The organism is Candidatus Binatus sp., assembly GCF_030646925.1.
GTDB lineage: Bacteria > Desulfobacterota > Binatia > Binatales > Binataceae > Binatus.
The window spans coordinates 17,604-33,020 of sequence record NZ_JAUSKL010000084.1; the positions used below are offsets into that span (position 1 = coordinate 17,604).

General features: G+C 59.4%; 19 protein-coding genes and 1 tRNA gene. 3 read left to right on the plus strand and 17 right to left on the minus strand.

Annotated features, from left to right (window positions below; genetic code table 11):
• From ilvC to Q7S58_RS14780, 12 genes are all read right to left on the minus strand, one after another.
• Positions 1-1,017 carry a ketol-acid reductoisomerase gene (gene ilvC, locus Q7S58_RS14725; protein ID WP_304827201.1) on the minus strand — a complete coding sequence of 339 codons (1,017 nt, stop codon included), beginning with the start codon at positions 1,015-1,017 and terminating at the stop codon, positions 1-3.
• A 13-nt stretch (positions 1,018-1,030) separates the two neighbouring features.
• On the minus strand, positions 1,031-1,564 hold the full coding sequence (gene ilvN / locus Q7S58_RS14730; protein WP_304827204.1) for an acetolactate synthase small subunit: 534 nt from the start codon (positions 1,562-1,564) through the stop codon (positions 1,031-1,033).
• Positions 1,565-1,603: 39 nt separating this feature from the next.
• Positions 1,604-1,834: a hypothetical protein gene (locus tag Q7S58_RS14735; RefSeq protein ID WP_304827207.1), complete on the minus strand. Its 231-nt coding sequence runs from the start codon at positions 1,832-1,834 to the stop codon at positions 1,604-1,606.
• Positions 1,795-2,601, minus strand: coding sequence for a tRNA (adenosine(37)-N6)-threonylcarbamoyltransferase complex dimerization subunit type 1 TsaB (tsaB, locus tag Q7S58_RS14740; RefSeq protein WP_304827210.1), 807 nt, complete (start codon positions 2,599-2,601; stop codon positions 1,795-1,797). The genes Q7S58_RS14735 and tsaB overlap by 40 nt, the downstream gene beginning before the upstream one ends.
• Positions 2,588-3,937, minus strand: a complete 1,350-nt coding sequence (gene rseP / locus Q7S58_RS14745; protein WP_304827213.1) for an RIP metalloprotease RseP — start codon at positions 3,935-3,937, stop codon at positions 2,588-2,590. The genes tsaB and rseP overlap by 14 nt, the downstream gene beginning before the upstream one ends.
• 101 nt (positions 3,938-4,038) lie before the next feature.
• On the minus strand, positions 4,039-4,833 hold the full coding sequence (locus tag Q7S58_RS14750; RefSeq protein WP_304827216.1) for a phosphatidate cytidylyltransferase: 795 nt from the start codon (positions 4,831-4,833) through the stop codon (positions 4,039-4,041).
• Entirely contained in the window at positions 4,820-5,593 is a 774-nt protein-coding gene (locus tag Q7S58_RS14755; protein ID WP_304827219.1) for an isoprenyl transferase, read from the minus strand. The genes Q7S58_RS14750 and Q7S58_RS14755 overlap by 14 nt, the downstream gene beginning before the upstream one ends.
• A 71-nt stretch (positions 5,594-5,664) precedes the next feature.
• Entirely contained in the window at positions 5,665-6,222 is a 558-nt protein-coding gene (gene frr / locus Q7S58_RS14760) for a ribosome recycling factor (RefSeq protein ID WP_304827222.1), read from the minus strand.
• A gap of 2 nt (positions 6,223-6,224) precedes the next feature.
• Entirely contained in the window at positions 6,225-6,974 is a 750-nt protein-coding gene (pyrH, locus tag Q7S58_RS14765; RefSeq protein ID WP_304827224.1) for a UMP kinase, read from the minus strand.
• Positions 6,975-7,024: 50 nt separating this feature from the next.
• Complete coding sequence (tsf, locus tag Q7S58_RS14770; protein ID WP_304827227.1) at positions 7,025-7,636, minus strand: translation elongation factor Ts; 612 nt, start codon at positions 7,634-7,636, stop codon at positions 7,025-7,027.
• 111 nt (positions 7,637-7,747) lie between these two features.
• Positions 7,748-8,524 (minus strand): 30S ribosomal protein S2, encoded by a 777-nt coding sequence (gene rpsB / locus Q7S58_RS14775; RefSeq protein ID WP_304827230.1) that lies wholly within the window; start codon positions 8,522-8,524, stop codon positions 7,748-7,750.
• A 439-nt stretch (positions 8,525-8,963) separates the two neighbouring features.
• Positions 8,964-9,050: transfer RNA gene (locus Q7S58_RS14780), tRNA-Cys, on the minus strand.
• A 127-nt stretch (positions 9,051-9,177) separates the two neighbouring features.
• On the opposite strand from Q7S58_RS14780, the gene Q7S58_RS14785 reads away from it, so the two are divergent.
• Positions 9,178-9,711 (plus strand): hypothetical protein, encoded by a 534-nt coding sequence (locus tag Q7S58_RS14785; protein ID WP_304827233.1) that lies wholly within the window; start codon positions 9,178-9,180, stop codon positions 9,709-9,711.
• Positions 9,712-9,867: 156 nt separating this feature from the next.
• Here the strand turns inward: Q7S58_RS14785 and Q7S58_RS14790 are convergent, their stop codons facing one another.
• The gene (locus Q7S58_RS14790; RefSeq protein ID WP_304827236.1) at positions 9,868-10,164 is read right to left on the minus strand and encodes a hypothetical protein; all 297 of its coding nucleotides are present in this window, start codon (positions 10,162-10,164) and stop codon (positions 9,868-9,870) included.
• On the opposite strand from Q7S58_RS14790, the gene Q7S58_RS14795 reads away from it, so the two are divergent.
• Positions 10,138-10,908, plus strand: a complete 771-nt coding sequence (locus Q7S58_RS14795) for a hypothetical protein (RefSeq protein ID WP_304827239.1) — start codon at positions 10,138-10,140, stop codon at positions 10,906-10,908. The two genes, Q7S58_RS14790 and Q7S58_RS14795, sit on opposite strands and share 27 nt — an antisense overlap.
• On the opposite strand, the gene Q7S58_RS14800 is transcribed toward Q7S58_RS14795, so the two are convergent.
• Entirely contained in the window at positions 10,905-11,450 is a 546-nt protein-coding gene (locus tag Q7S58_RS14800; RefSeq protein WP_304827242.1) for a hypothetical protein, read from the minus strand. The two genes, Q7S58_RS14795 and Q7S58_RS14800, sit on opposite strands and share 4 nt — an antisense overlap.
• A 566-nt stretch (positions 11,451-12,016) precedes the next feature.
• Between Q7S58_RS14800 and Q7S58_RS14805 the strand changes: the two genes are divergently transcribed.
• Complete coding sequence (locus tag Q7S58_RS14805) at positions 12,017-12,175, plus strand: hypothetical protein (RefSeq protein WP_304827246.1); 159 nt, start codon at positions 12,017-12,019, stop codon at positions 12,173-12,175.
• Here the strand turns inward: Q7S58_RS14805 and Q7S58_RS14810 are convergent, their stop codons facing one another.
• From Q7S58_RS14810 to Q7S58_RS14820, 3 genes are all read right to left on the minus strand, one after another.
• Positions 12,176-12,490: a hypothetical protein gene (locus Q7S58_RS14810; RefSeq protein ID WP_304827249.1), complete on the minus strand. Its 315-nt coding sequence runs from the start codon at positions 12,488-12,490 to the stop codon at positions 12,176-12,178. It abuts the gene before it with no gap.
• Between the two features lie 236 nt (positions 12,491-12,726).
• Positions 12,727-14,118 carry a transcription termination factor Rho gene (gene rho, locus Q7S58_RS14815; protein ID WP_304827252.1) on the minus strand — a complete coding sequence of 464 codons (1,392 nt, stop codon included), beginning with the start codon at positions 14,116-14,118 and terminating at the stop codon, positions 12,727-12,729.
• 297 nt (positions 14,119-14,415) lie between these two features.
• Positions 14,416-15,417: an RluA family pseudouridine synthase gene (locus tag Q7S58_RS14820; protein WP_304827332.1), complete on the minus strand. Its 1,002-nt coding sequence runs from the start codon at positions 15,415-15,417 to the stop codon at positions 14,416-14,418.

The following is a 15,417-nucleotide window of genomic DNA, read 5'->3' on the forward strand; positions in this document are numbered from 1 at the left end:
CTAGTTCTTCGATTTATCGACCAGGCGATCGCTCGCGAGCCACGGCATGAACGAGCGCAGCTTGCGGCCGACCTCCTCGATCGGATGATGCTCGGCTTCCTTGCGCAATTCCCGGAAATGCGGCAGCCCGGCGCGATACTCGCCGATCCATTCGTTGGCGAATTTGCCCGACTGGATGTCGGCCAGGATTTGTTTCATCGCCTCGCGCGAGGGCCCGCCGACGACGCGCTTGCCGCGCGTCATATCGCCGTATTCCGCAGTGTTGCTAATCGAGTAACGCATGTTCGAGATGCCGCCCTCGTAGATCAAATCGACGATCAACTTAACTTCGTGCAGGCATTCGAAGTATGCCATCTCGGGTGCATAGCCGGCTTCGACCAGCGTTTCGTAACCGGCGCGAATCAGTTCGGTCAGCCCGCCGCATAGCACCGATTGCTCGCCGAACAGATCGGTCTCAGTCTCTTCCTTGAAAGTGGTTTCGATCACCGCCGCGCGCGCGCCTCCGATCGCGCTGCCGTAAGCGAGACCGACCTTGGCCGTGTCTTTCGACGGATCCTGCTGAACCGCAAGCAGGCACGGAACGCCACGGCCTTTGGTGTATTCCGATCGCACGAGATGGCCTGGGCCTTTCGGCGCGATCATGAACACGTTCACGTCGGGCGGCGGCTGGATGAATTTGAAATGGATATTGAAGCCGTGACCGAAGGCCAGGTATTTACCCTTGGTCAGATGCTTCGCGATTTCGGCTTCGTAGATTTCGGAGCCCATCTCGTCCGGCACGAGCATCATGATGATATCGGCCTGGCGGGCAGCTTCGGCGGTGTCGAAGACGGGCAGTCCTTGTTGGGCGGCCTTCGCGCGCGAGGGCGAGCTTTTGCCGAGGCCGACGCATACCTCCATCCCGCTGTCGCGGAGGTTGAGGGCGTGTGCGTGTCCCTGGCTGCCGAAGCCGATGACCGCGATTTTTTTGCCTTTGAGCGCGCTCGGGTCGGCGTCGCGGTCGTAATAAACCTTCATTCGATTTCTCCTGCTATTCGGAAGATTCGCGCACGCGCCGATTTTGATGATTTTCGGCGTTCAGTTGCACCGCGCGCGCCATCGCGACTTTGCCCGAGCGAACCACTTCCTTGATTCCGAGTGGGCGCACGATCGCGATGAATGCCTTGATTTTTTCGGCGTCGCCGGTGAGTTCGACGGTGATCGCGCGCGGGCCGATATCGATCACGTGGGCGCGAAACGCCGCGACGATCGAATCCAGCTCGCCGCGCGTGCGTTCATCGACGGAGACCTTTACGATCACCATCTCGCGGTCGATAGTTTCGACGTCCTTGAAGTCGGCAATCTTGATGACACAAACGAGCTTGTTCAGTTGTTTGTTGATTTGCTCGAGGATCTGATCGTCGCCGGTGGTGACGAGCACAATTCTCGAGACCGTCGGATCGAGCGGATCCTCATTGACGGTCAGAGATTCGATGTTGAAGCCGCGGCTGGAAAACAGTCCGGCCACGCGCGCGAGCACGCCGAATTCGTTTTCAACCAGAACCGATATCGTATGACTTCTCATGCAGTAGGGTGCGCGCACACATGGCCGGAATCCGCCGGGTCAGCGAGCCTCGTGTTGATAGCGGCCGAGGATCGCCATCATCCGGTCTTTGGAGGCCAGTTTGAGCTTCTGGATGCGCTTTTCTTCGATTGCCTCTTCGGTGGTCAGATAGTGCTTATGACGGAATTCTTCCAGCTTGCGTTTTAATCCCTGATGCTCGGTGTAGAGACTCTTCAATTCCTGATCCTGATCTAGATGCCGCCGGATGATTTCTTCCTCTCGCTGCTCCATAAGCCCTCCGTGGCTATTGCGGCCGGATCCCTGGTGGTCTTCCTGAAGGTGGAATCCGGCGTTCTTATATAAAGCGGTTCAAGCGATTCGCCTCGATCCTTTTCGCCATGAGCCAGCCGCGCTGCGCCAATCGCCGCGACGCAAACTCCGCGCAAATCGAGCGTCCCTGTTTCGAGAACCGCCACCCCGAGCCCCCGCCTTCCAACCAGGGCCGCCGCATCGTTCGCGCATGAGTCACCGACGAACAGCGTATCCCCGGTGATGCGCGATGCCAGGTGTTCGAGCGCGACTACCGATTCCTCTGATCGTTTTTCTAGCCGATCGGCCACGACTCGGTAAAGGGCTGCGTACACTTCGCCCCTTCTGGCGTCAAAAATAACGCAAATCGAGGCGCCCGGTGCAACCTCGCCGGACTCGCGCGCTGCGATCGCGATTGAGTCGAAGCTCGGAACACCGACGAGGGAGCATCCGGTGGCCAGCACGAGGCCTTTTGCATAGCTGAGTCCGATTCGAAGGCCGGTGTATGAGCCGGGTCCAATTCCGACCGCGATTGCGTTCAGTTCGCTGATCGAAAGCCCGGCGTTGCCTACGAGTTCATCGACGATGGCGGGGATTGAAACGCTGTGAGACGCAACGGCGCGATCGATTTTGTCGATCACTCGCCCATGCGAAATCAGCGCGAGGCTCGCGACTCCGGTTGCAGTGTCGAGTCCGAGGACGTGGCCCGTCGATGCTCCTTCGTCGAGGAGCTGCTCAACCCTGAACAATGCGCGAGATATCATTGAAGATGACAAACGCCATCAGCGCGACCAGCAGAAACAGCCCGACTTGCAGCATCATCTCGCGATAGCGCAACTCGAGCGGCCGGCCCAGCACGCCCTCGAAGGCGAAGAACAGCAGATGGCCGCCGTCGAGCAGCGGGACCGGCAGCAGGTTGATGATGCCGAGTTCGAGGCTAAGCATTACGGTGAACATCGCGAGGCTCGAGAATCCTTCGTGCGCCTCGCGGCCAGCCATCTGGGCAATCATGATTGGGCCACCGAGAGCCTCGCGCACCGGAATCGCGCCGGTGACGATACTCGCGATCCCGACGACCAGTTGCTTCGCCATGTCGATCGAGGTGGTGACGCCGTGGCCGAACGCGCTCAGCGGACCGAAGCGCTTGCGGGTTTCATCGCCGCGCGGCAGCACGCCGATCACCCACGTCGCCGCCATGGTGCCGTAGATGGTCTTCTGCTCCTGTTTGGTGGGGGTGACGACGATCGTTTGCTTGCTCGAGGCCGCGCCGTCGGTGCGAACGATTTCGACCTTGAAGGGAGTGCCGTCGCCCTCTTTGATTCGGCGCGAGAAGTCGTTCCAACTGTCGGTCGGCTGACCGTTGAGCGAAATGATTCGGTCGCCGGTGCGGAGGCCGGCTTTGAAGGCGGGCAGATCCGGTTTGACTTGTCCGACCACGGGCAACAGCAGCGGTACCCCGACCATGAAGACGACGGTGAGCAGGACCGGGGCAAAAAGGAGGTTCGAGAGCGGTCCGGCGAGAACGATCAGGATGCGCTTGCCGAGACTCTGCGTGGGGAACGCACGCTTCTGAAATGACTTGAGCAGTACCGGAGGCGGATGCTCGGTGAGAAACTTGATCGATTCTTCGACCGACCCGCGCTGATTGATTTCGTCGATCAGGCCCGCTTCGTCGGGGCGAAGTTCGCGACCGATAGTCGTGGCGGCATCGGATGGCGAGAAGGCAAGACGCTCGGCGATGGTTCGCAGATTTTGATCGAAGTCGGAAGTGGGCTTGATGCGGCTGTGAGCGCGAGCATCGCCAATCACGTCGAGGCCGATCTCGTGGAGATAGTTCGCGAGTTCCTCGCTCTTGGGATTTTCGCCGACTTCGTCGCCGAGCATCCGCACGTAACCGCCGAAGGGCGTCGCACCGATCGAGTATTCAGTCTCGCCGCGCCTGGTTCCCCACAGTTTGGGGGGATAGCCGATGGAGAAACGCAGCACGCGCACGCCGAGCCGCTTGGCCATCGCGAAGTGACCTGCCTCGTGCACGATGACCAGCACGGCGAAAATAAGTGCGGCGGCGAGAATCGATATCAGCATACGAGCCCGCGGCGATCGGCGACTACAAAAATGTTCCTATTCAAAGCTTGCCCTCTTTTGATGAGGATTCGAGCAGAAAAAAAACGGCCCGCGAAGCCGCATTACGAGTAATAGTAGGTGAAAACCGCCGCCAAAACCAGCGAACAAGTTCGATCGATCAGCCCGCCGTGCCCCGGGAACAGCCAGCCCGAGTCCTTGACTCCAGCGGAGCGTTTCAGCGCGGAGCCGGCAAGGTCGCCAAGTTGCGCGAGCACGGCGATAGCGGCTGAGAAGATCGCGGCGCCGGCGATGCTCCAGTCGGGCGCCAGCATCGGGCGCAGCATCAGGCCGGCGATGATCGACGAGACGAGTCCGCCGATTGCTCCCTCGACAGTCTTGTTCGGACTAACGAGCGGCATCAGTTTGGTTTTTCCGATTCCGCGCCCGACGAAATAGGCGCCGGTGTCGCTCGCAATCACCAGCGCGAGCATCAGGACGAGCAACTCGATTCCGCGCGGCGAGTTTCGTAGCAAGGCGAAGTAGGGAAACAGGACGCCGGCATATGCGGCTCCGATCGCGGTCAACGCGAGGCCCTTAGGTCCCGCGTCAGCGCCGCGGCGCGCGACGACGATCATCAGCGCGAGCATCATGAGTATGACCAGCGTCGGCAAAAGCCAGCCCGCATCGCCGCAGTACAGCAGTGCGAACAGCGGAACTGCGCCGACGGCGAGAAGAATCGCAATCGCGAGCGCGATGCGGCCGGGGCTCGCAGCCCAAGTCATCGCTGCGATCTCGTAGAGCGCGAAGCATCCAAGGACCGCGATGAACAATCGGAAAAACGAATCGGATCCAAACAAGATCGCGGCGAGCAATACCGGCAGCGCGATCGCTGCGGTCCAGAGCCTAGTTTTGAGCACGCAGCGGGTGGTCGGCGCCGTTCGAGACTGCGCCGAAGCGGCGCTCGCGAAGCTGATACGCGGCCAGCGCGGCAAGGAAATCGCGCTCCCGGAAATCGGGCCACAGCGTATCGGTGAAATAGAGTTCGGTGTAGGCGAGCTGAAACAGGAAAAAATTCGAGATGCGAAGTTCGCCCGAGGTGCGAATCAAAAGATCCGGGTCGGGCAAGCCGCCGGTCGTCAGTTCGCGGGCGACGGTCTGCTCATCGATTTCGTCGGGAGAGAGCTTGCCGTCGGCGACCGACTGCGCGATTGCTTTCACCGCGTTCACGACATCCTGCCGCCCGCCGTAGGAGAGCGCGATCGCAACCGTCATCGTGCGATTGTCGCGGGTCGCTTCGACGGTGGCGGCCAGGGCCTGGCGCACGCGAGGCGGCAGCCGATCGGTTTCGCCGAGCGCAACGACGCGAATATCGCGCTTCATCAGGCGCTTGGTCTCGGTGATGAGATAGCGATGAAAGAGCTGCATCAGGAAACTGACTTCGGTGCTCGGGCGATGCCAGTTCTCGTTAGAGAACGCGAACAAGGTGAGATATGGGATGCCGAGTTCGCGCGCCGCTTCGACGACCGCGCGCACCGAATCCTTGCCGCGGCGATGGCCCTCGTGGCGCGGCAGTCCGTGGCCGCGCGCCCAGCGGCCGTTGCCGTCCATGACGATCGCGACGTGGCGCGGCAGTCGCGAGGAATCGACGGATAACGCCGGAAAATCGTTTAATGGCAATGAGATGGTCACTTGCTGATCGGGCTGCTCGAACTCCTCCCGCTTTCGAGGCGTACGCTCCGCGGGCGAACTCAGACCTCCATTATCTCCGCTTCCTTGGCGCTCAGAACCTTGTCGACCTTCTCGATGAACTCGGTGGTGAACTGCTGGACCTTGGCCTCGCCGGCGCGCATCTCGTCCTCGGTCGCCTGCTTGTCCTTGTGCAGTTCCTTCAGCATGTCGTTGGCGTCGCGGCGATGATTGCGGACGCCGACGCGAAACTCTTCGGCGATTTTGCGAACGTGCTTGACCAGGTCCTTGCGCCGTTCCTCGGTTAATTCCGGAATCGGAATCCTGATCAACTTGCCGTCGCTCATCGGATTGAGACTGAGGTCCGAGGTCTGGATCGCTTTTTCGATATCGTGCAGGGAGCCCTTGTCGTAAGGCGTGATCACGATCAGGCGCGGCTCGGGCGCCGACAATCCCGCGAGCTGGCGCAGCGGCGTCTTCGAGCCGTAGTAATTGACTTGCAGATTTTCGACCAGCGCGGTGGACGCGCGGCCGGTGCGGACTCGCGCCAGTTCGTGGCGAAACGCCTCGACTGTCTTCTCCATTTCCTTGCGCGCATCTTCGATTGTCTCTGTGAGCATCGTCACGTGGCGCTCTCCACCCAGGTTCCGATTGACTCGCCCATCACGGCCCTTCTTATATTACCCGGTTTGCGCAGATTGAACACGATAATGGGCAGCCGATTATCCATGCACATCGAGATTGCGGTCGAATCCATCACCTTGAGATTTTTCTGCAAGACTTCGATGTAGGTCAGCCGTTCGAACCGCTTGGCGTCGGGCTCGCGCATCGGATCGCGATCGTACACGCCGTCAACGGTGTGGCTGGCCTTGAGAATCACCTCGGCGCCGATTTCCATCGCGCGCAGACTCGCCGCGGTATCGGTGGTGAAGTACGGATTGCCGGTGCCGGCGGCGAAAATCACGACGCGGCCCTTTTCCAGATGGCGCACCGCGCGGCGGCGGATATACGGCTCGCAGACGTCGTGCATCTCGATCGCGGACATCACGCGGGTCACGATCCCGACCTGCTCGAGGGCATTTTGCAGCGCGAGCGAATTGATCACGGTCGCGAGCATGCCCATCTGGTCGGCGGCGGAACGATCCATCCCGCGCGCTTCATAGTCGCTGCCGCGGATATAATTGCCGGCGCCGATCACGATCGCGATCTGCAGATCGAGTTGCGCGACTTCCTTAATTTCGAGAGCGATCTGCGAAAGCGCGTCTGGGTCGAGGCCCGCGCCCTGGGCCGGCGCCAGCGCCTCGCCGGAGAGTTTCAGCAGGATTCGGCTGAAGCGCGGCTTCAGGTTTGCGGCGGCCTGGACTTCAGCCATGGATCGCGAGCCCCCACTCCTCGAATCGGCGAAACGCCAGTTCAGGTTCCTCAGTTCGCAACGCCCGGTTCGTTGGGTTCACCCAACTGGAAACGCATGAAGCGGCGAACCTCGATTTTCTCGCGCATCTGCAGCCCCGCTTCGGTTAGCAGGTCGCTGACGCTCTTGTTCGGATCGCGAATATAAGCTTGCTCGAGGAGACAGGACTCCCGGTAAAACTTATCGACCTTGCCCTCGATGATCTTGGTGACGACCCCGGCCGGCTTGCCCTCGGCCTGTGAGGCGTAGATCTGCCGTTCCTGCTCGATCACCGCAGCCGACACATCCTCGCGCTTGACGCAGACCGGATTGGCCGCCGCAACCTGCATCGCCAGTTCCTTGACCAGCGCCTGGAAAGCTTCCGACTTGGCGCAGAAATCGGTCTCGCAATTGACTTCGATCAACACGCCGAGCTTCCCACCCGCATGTATGTACGATCCGACCGAGCCTTCGGATGCAACCCGGTCGGCGCGTTGCGCGGCCGCGGCGATACCCTTGTCGTGGAGCCAGGTTACGGCCTTTTCGAGGTCGCCGGCGGTCTCGGCCAGCGCCTTTTTGCAATCCATCACGCCTGCGCCGGTTTTCTCGCGCAGTGCCATGACTGTTTTTGGGTCAATTTTCATGGGCTATTCCTGTAGCTCAGACAGTATCGTTCGCAGGGCAACTATGGTGCAAGCGGCGATCGTCATCCGATCGCCGCCGATTGTTATCGTCAAACGGAAAAGAGTTTCGCGCTAGATCGTGCTCGGAGAATCGGCCGGCGCGCCGCCATCGCTCGGCGGACTGCTCGAACCGCCGTCCTGCTGGCCCTTCGCGCGCTCCTCGGCGATCTGCTTGCCGTCGATAATCGCGTCGGCAACCGCGGCGGTGAACAGCTTGATCGCGCGGATCGCGTCGTCGTTGCCGGGGATACGATAGGCGATCAGGTCGGGATCGCAATTGGTATCGACCACCGCAGCCACCGGAATCCCGAGCCGGTTCGCCTCGGCCACCGCGATATCCTCTTTCTTGGTGTCGATCACCCACAGCGCATCGGGCAGCTTGCGCATATTTTTGATGCCGCCGAGCGTGTGCATCAGCTTTTCGTGCTCGCGGCCGTTGTCGCTCATTTCTTTTTTGGTGAGCGCCTTGATCATTTCAGGATCGGCCATTGTCTCTTCGAGCTTTTTCAGGCGATCGATCGAAGCGCGGATGGTCTGGAAGTTGGTGAGCATCCCGCCGAGCCATCGATTGTTCACGTAGAACATCCCGCAGCGCTCGGCCTCGTCCTTGACGATATCCTGGGCCTGTTTCTTGGTTCCGACGAACAGCATCGTGCCGCCGGCGGCGGCCAGATCGCGCGCGAAATCGAAGGTCGCGCGAAACATCTTCACGGTCTGCTGCAGATCGATAATGTAGATGCCGTTGCGGGCGCCGAAGATGTATTGCTTCATCTTCGGGTTCCAGCGGCTGGTCTGATGGCCGAAGTGAACGCCGGCCTCCAGTAGCTGCTTCATGCTGATTTCAGTCATAGAATTTAGTTCCTGCCTCTTGGCCCCGCTTGGGGCGATCCCCACTTAATATCAGGCTGCCGCCGTTCAATAAAGCCGTGCGAACGGCTCGGTACTGTCTTAATTCGGGGCTGAGTGTCTGAATTTCAAGTCGCGAGTGTCTTAGTTTGGCTCTTTGAACCGCGCGTCGTCCGACGAAAAGCATCGAAACTCGTGCTTTGTCTGATGCTTCTCAACCGTCGCAGGTCCGGGCGGAATAACGGCTTTGGCCCGCGCCTCTTCACATTCCTTGGCTGTATCGAATCCTTTTTCCAGACGACACGCGAACGACGGCATTATGTCTGATATGGAGGGATCGCACAGCATCAGATACCATCCCACAAGCGCGAGCGCGACAGCGTGGCGGGGTTTCATCGTCCCCATCTAGCAGCCTTGTCGAGTCTATGAAATAGTCTGCGGGCGGGGACGGTGGGATTTGAACCCACGCGCCGAGCAACCGGCGTACGATTTTGCAGATCGCTGTATTCAACCGCTCTACCACGTCCCCGCACTTTCCAAACTCCCATCGATAAGCCTATGCTCGCGTCGGCAGTGGTGTCAATCAGCGATGCGATTCGTTGATTGACAACAATGACAACTTCTGTCAATGTAGTCATCAATCGAGGGACGAGCAAATGGCAGACATCAATGAGGCCAAAAGGGCGCTACTGCAAGAATGGGAGCGCGAGCGCGACGATCTTAATCTCATGATAAATCGGCTGAGGCGCGAGTTGGGTTTAAGCGAGTCCCGCATAGAACCAGAGGCTGAAGCGCCGATTCGGACGGTCGTTCCAACCGTCGTCTCTGGAATTACGGTTGAGGAATTAGTAACCCCCGGCGACTTTTTTGGAATGACTCAGATCGCTGCCGCGAAGGGATTTCTGCAAAGGCGGACAAAGCAGCCAGCCAGCCTCGAAGACATTGCAGCCGCTCTGTATCGCGGCAAGGCAATCGAATCTCCAATTGATGACACTGCGAATCTGAGCAGTATGCTGAGCCGTTCGGATGAGTTTATTTCCGTGGCGCGGGGACGATGGGGATTGGCTGAGTGGTATCCCGGCAAGTCGAAAAAACGCAAAGGAAAGAACGGAGACCCGACCCCCGCACAGGAAGACAAGCCTTCGGGCGAGAAGCCGTCCGAAAATGTGAAAACGGAGGAACCGAAGTGAGAACCATATTAGCCCCGACATCCGCGCTCACCGATGCGCGGGGCGACAACAAAAAGGCCCCCGCCCTGACTGCGTGGCTGCGTCAGGCGCGAGGGGCCGTGGTGAGCCTGTGGATGAAAGCCGACCGGCGCGAGTGCTCTAACACCCGCGCCAGTCTCACTTCAACGCATCCGGGTTTGGCGGACACATCAAAGATGGCTCTTTCATTGTCGCCGCCCAACCGATGCAAAGCAAGATCAGGGGCTGGCAATGAACATTCTCCCATTCGAGAAACAGGTCCAAGCGATAAGCGCGCTGACCGAAGGCTGCTCGATCCGCTCGACTGAACGCCTGACCAACGTAAACCGCAACACGATAATAAGCCTCAGCCTTCGCGTCGGCGACGGCTGCGAACGTCTCCATGACCGCATGATGCGCGATCTGCAAGTGAATCAGATCGAGCTTGATGAGCAATGGGATTTCATCCAGAAAAAGCAGAAGCGCGTTAACGATGGCGATCCTGCCGAGTACGGTGATGTATGGCTGTTCGTCGCGTTGGCGGCCACGCAGAAGGCCGTTCTGTCGTATCTGGTAGGGAAGCGGTCAACGGCAAACACCTACGCGCTGGCGCGCGATCTACGCGGACGCATCGTGAATCGTCCGCAGATCACGTCGGACGGGTATGCGCCGTACGTTGGCGCGGTCGAGGCCGCGTTCGGTTGGGACGTGGATTACGCGATGATCACGAAGCAATACGTCTCTGATTCCAATTTGCCGGATGCGGCGCATCGCTACTCCCCCGGCCATGTCAGCACCGTCGAAAAGACCACGATAAGAGGACTTCCCGATCCTGAGAAAATCAGCACGTCGTATGTCGAGCGATTCAATTTGTCGAGCCGGATGCAGATGCGCCGCTGCACGCGCTTGACGAACGGATTTTCAAAGAAACTGGAAAGTCATCGCGCCGCGATCTCGCTGTGGGTCAGCTTCTACAACCTATGTCGCGTGCATGAATCCTTGCGCTGCACGCCAGCGATGGCGCTTGGTACCACGGATCATATCTGGACGATTGGCGAGCTTGTACACGCCGCGCTTGAGCCGCAGGACATGCCGCCGTTGCCAGATCGCACGCCACAATCGACATTGCGAGCAGGCGCACCGCGATTCAGATTGATCGTCGGACGCGGCGGCAAGGGGACAAACAAACCGCGCAGTTAGGACGCGAGACGATATTGATCACGGGCCTGTGCTTCAAGAGGGCGCGCGATTCCTGAACGAACTCGATTCACAAGTGTTTTCGCGAAATTATTAGCATGGCCGATTGTCTGAAGTGCGTGAAAAACAATGAGAAGCAAGGGAGATCCATAGATAACGTGGTTTGCAACAGCAACGCTTGCTTCCGCTCTGATACGGAGCATCCTTTTTTGGACGTGAAGAGGTAGTCCCTGAAGCTCGTTTACGTCCGATTTGGTGACTGCTTTCGGCACAGACGACCAAAACACCAATGACCGAAAAAACGTCATTTTTTCCGCAAACCGGATCATGCTGTTCAAATGATTCCTAAGTTCGGTATACGCCGGATGGCTGAACGATAGGCTTTCTTCATCGTCTGCGATGAGAAATAACTCATCCCTCAGAGCGAACAGAGTTTCGCGAAGAGCGTCGAGTCGATACGGACGCCAGCACGCGAACAGCAACAACCACACTCCGGCAAGCAAACTCCAAAAGTGCATCTCGCCAAGCCATTGATCAATAGTCATCGCTTATCCTCGCGCCTGGTAGTCCCATGAGGGGTAAGGCGGCTGGATGTACGCTTGGGATCAAGGCGCGACTCCAATTCGTTGATTTGTGGTGCGATACGTTCGATGTGCTTTCGTCGCAACCGGCGCTCATTTAGTCCATACCATCCGAATGCGCCAGAAAGAAACCACGCTAGAGCTTCGTTGATTCGGACATCGCCTATAAATCTCGCGCCAAGTTCCGCGAAGGTAACTTTTCCCGCGAGTGCATCGATTGAGAGGAAACCCATATACGCGATGAAGCACGCTGCTCCCCACGGTATACCGAGTTGAACCACAGTCGCGAGAATATCCAGCAACTGGAGCTGAACCGCAAATTTCGGGTCAAGTCTGCTTTCTCCTGCGTCCGCCAACACAGCGGCGCTAACACAATTCTATGCTAACGTCAAACCTATATCCACTGGATGGCGACTGTCTTAATTTCCCGCGCTCAGTGCCAAAAGGCACGGTTGACAGTGAGTCAAAAAAGGTATCTGATCGCCCCACATTTAGTCACTTTCTGAAAGTGACAGCGGAGGCTGAGTCAGATGGCAAAAGTTGCAGCGTTTCACTCCAAACTGGCATCGCACAAGGCTGTTTATCACGACAACGACAGGTGCACAGAAGGCAACAATATCGAGTCGTATAATCGCGTGCCCGGCACTGGTGGTCATCCCAAATGCGAGCACTGTGCGCGTCTTTCCTAGCTAAGCCTTGCTCCGAAAAGTAAGTTCCCAATAAGGCCCAGCGAGCACACTATCGCTGACGGTGTAAGTGCGCCTGAGATGCAGCACGGGAAGCCCGTGCGTCAGAGCAATACCGACTGCCCGGAATCCTTCTCCGCTATCGCCATGAAACCTAATCGTCGGATCGGGGAAAGCATGGCCTCTGCCACCTTCGCAGGATTCAAACGTCTCGACGCCCGCGCGACGCAACGTGATCACAAACTGCCGGATACCGCCGTCGATATGCCGTGCCAGTTCTCGTTCGCCACGAGACAAGGCTGTCTTAATTTGCCGCATCGAGTGTCTTAATTCAGCCAGTACCAACGGCTCCGGTTGCGCCGATTCCGTCATCTTGAGCGGAGGCCGCCCTCTTATGCCTCGCCCGCTTTGTTGCGGGAGAGGCAGCCGAGGCGCAAAGCGACGAGGCGGTGAGGATGCAGTCGCGGCAAGAGCAAAGGCAAGACACCAGATCCGGGATTCTTCGCTCCGGCAGCCTTCGCTCTGAATGACAAAGGGGAGTCCCGGTTGCGTTGTCACGCGTTCATCGATTCGAGGAATTCCTCGTTGGTCTTGGTCTTCTCCATCTTGTCGATCAAAAATTCCATCGCCTCGACCGCATTGAGCTGCGAGAGCAGCCGGCGCAGGATGAAGACGCGATTCAGCGTGGCGCGCGGCAGCAGTAGCTCTTCCTTGCGCGTCAGCGAGCGCTGGATATCGATGGTCGGGAACACGCGCTTCTCGAGCAGGCGGCGATCGAGCGCGATCTGCTGATTGCCGGTGCCCTTGAACTCTTCGAAGATAACTTCATCCATGCGGCTGCCGGTATCGACCAGCGCCGTCGCGATAATCGTCAAGCTGCCGCCGTCCTCGGTGTTGCGCGCGGCGCCGAAGAATTTCTTGGGCTTGTGCAGAGCGTTCGAATCGACGCCGCCCGAGAGGATTTTGCCCGACGGCGGCACCACCGTGTTGTAGGCGCGCGCGAGCCGCGTGATCGAATCGAGCAGGATCACGACGTCGCGCCCGTGCTCGACCAGCCGCCGCGCCTTCTCGATCACCATCTCGGCCACCTGCACGTGCCGCGTCGCGGGCTCGTCGAAGGTCGAGCTGATGACCTCACCCTGTACGGAGCGCAGCATGTCAGTGACTTCCTCGGGACGCTCATCGACGAGCAGCACGATCAGCACGATCTCAGGATGGTTATGCGCGATCGCTTTGGCGATCGCTTGCAGCATCATGGTTTTGCCGGTGAACGGCGCCGCGACGATAAGTCCGCGCTGGCCTTTGCCAATCGGCGCGACCAAATCGATGATGCGAGTCGTCAGGTCGGCGGGATCGTACTCGAGCTTGATGTGCTCCTCGGGATAGAGCGGCGTCAGGTTGTCGAAGAGGATTTTGTCGCGCGCTTTTTCCGGATCCTCGTAGTTGATCGACTCGACCTTGAGCAACGCGAAGTAGCGCTCGCCTTCTTTCGGCGGCCGGATAAGGCCCGACACGACGTCGCCGGTGCGCAGCCCGAATTTGCGAATCTGGCTCGGCGATATATAGATGTCGTCGGGACCCGGCAGGTAGTTGTAATCGGGAGCGCGCAGGAAACCGAAGCCGTCGGGCAGGATTTCAAGCACACCTTCGCCGAGGATCGATCCGTTGCGCGCGGCCTGCGCCTGCAGGATCGCAAAAGTCATCTCCTGCTTGCGCATGTTGGTCGCGCCCTCGACATTGAAGTCGCGTGCGATCTGCGCCAGCTCGGTAATCTTGGCCCGCTTTAGTGATTTTAGATTGAGTACGCCGTCATCGCTGATAACCGGCGCCGGAGGCGGAAGATTCGGATTGCTGTCCAGATTAACCTGGCGCGGCGCTCCGTTTTGCGAACGACTTTCGTCGAAGTGACGATCGTCGCTCTTCGCCAACCCTCTGCTCTTGCCCATGTGCCTTCCCCGCAACCTGGACTCTCTCTTTTACCTTGGATGCTGCAACTGGCGGCTGTTCGATACCGGTGCTGCAGGTTATTGACGTTGTGGGCGACGGGCGTCTCGCCGAGCGAGATACGCAAATTCGATTCGCCAGTGCCCAAGCGGTCGGGGTTTGGAACAACTAAGGCCGTGAATTCGGAATTCGGGACCGCATGGAAACGGTTCTAACTACTCACCCGACCGTCTCAGCGTCCTCAGTGCGGAAGCTCAAGCAAAACGCTACTGATCCGAGGCCGGCATGTCAACGCCCCCTCATGAAGAATCGATCCATCGCGCGATTACCTGATCGTCGATCGGGCAATCATGGAGTGCTAGAAATCGCACGAAGTCGGCCGGCGGCGGCGCGACGAACTGCCGGCGATCGCGTTTCCGCGGATGCTCGATCGTCAGCGCCAGCGCGTGCAGCGCCTGCCGATCGAAGTGATCGCTGTCGCCGTGCTTCGCGCCGCCGTACAGTTTATCGCCGAGGCACGGATGCCCAATCGACGCGAGATGCACTCTTATCTGATGCATCCGGCCAGTCTCGGGCCGCACCCGGATCAGCGAAGCGCCGCTGGATTCCTTGGTCGCGGCAAAACGTCGGAGCACGGTGAAGTGGCTGATCGCATCGCGCGGCACGTGCGAACTGACCGACATTCGCTTGCGCTCGATCGGATGACGTCCGACGGGGCGCTCGACGCTCAACTGATCGCGCGCGACGACTCCCTTGACGATCGCAAGATAGATTTTCCTGACGGTGCGCTCCTTGAACTGGCGCGAAAGCGCGGTGCGCGCAAACGGAGTCCGCGCCACCACCATGATGCCCGAGGTGTCCTTGTCGAGCCGATGCACGATCCCGGGACGCAGCACGCCGTCGGGCTCGGCCATCGTCGCGAGTTCCGGGAATCGCGCGAGCAGCGCATCGACCAGCGTGCCGTCAGGATGACCCGGCGCAGGATGCACCGTCATGCCGGGCGGCTTGTTCACGACGATAATTTCGTCGTCGGCGAACACGATCGGAATTTCAGGAGCGCCGCTGCGCAACGAATCCGGATCGAGCGGAGCGTTCGCCGCGGGCGCCGCAATGTCGATGCGGTCGCCGGCACGAATCCCGCTCGCCGCCCGCGCGATGCCGCCATTGACGGTCACCAGCCCCGCCTTGATCATGCGCGCGACTTGCGAGCGCGAATACTCCGGCGCGAGGCGCATCGAAATGAAAACGTCGAGGCGCATCCGATCATGCCCGGCGTCGGCGGTGAGCGTCTGGGGCAGCAT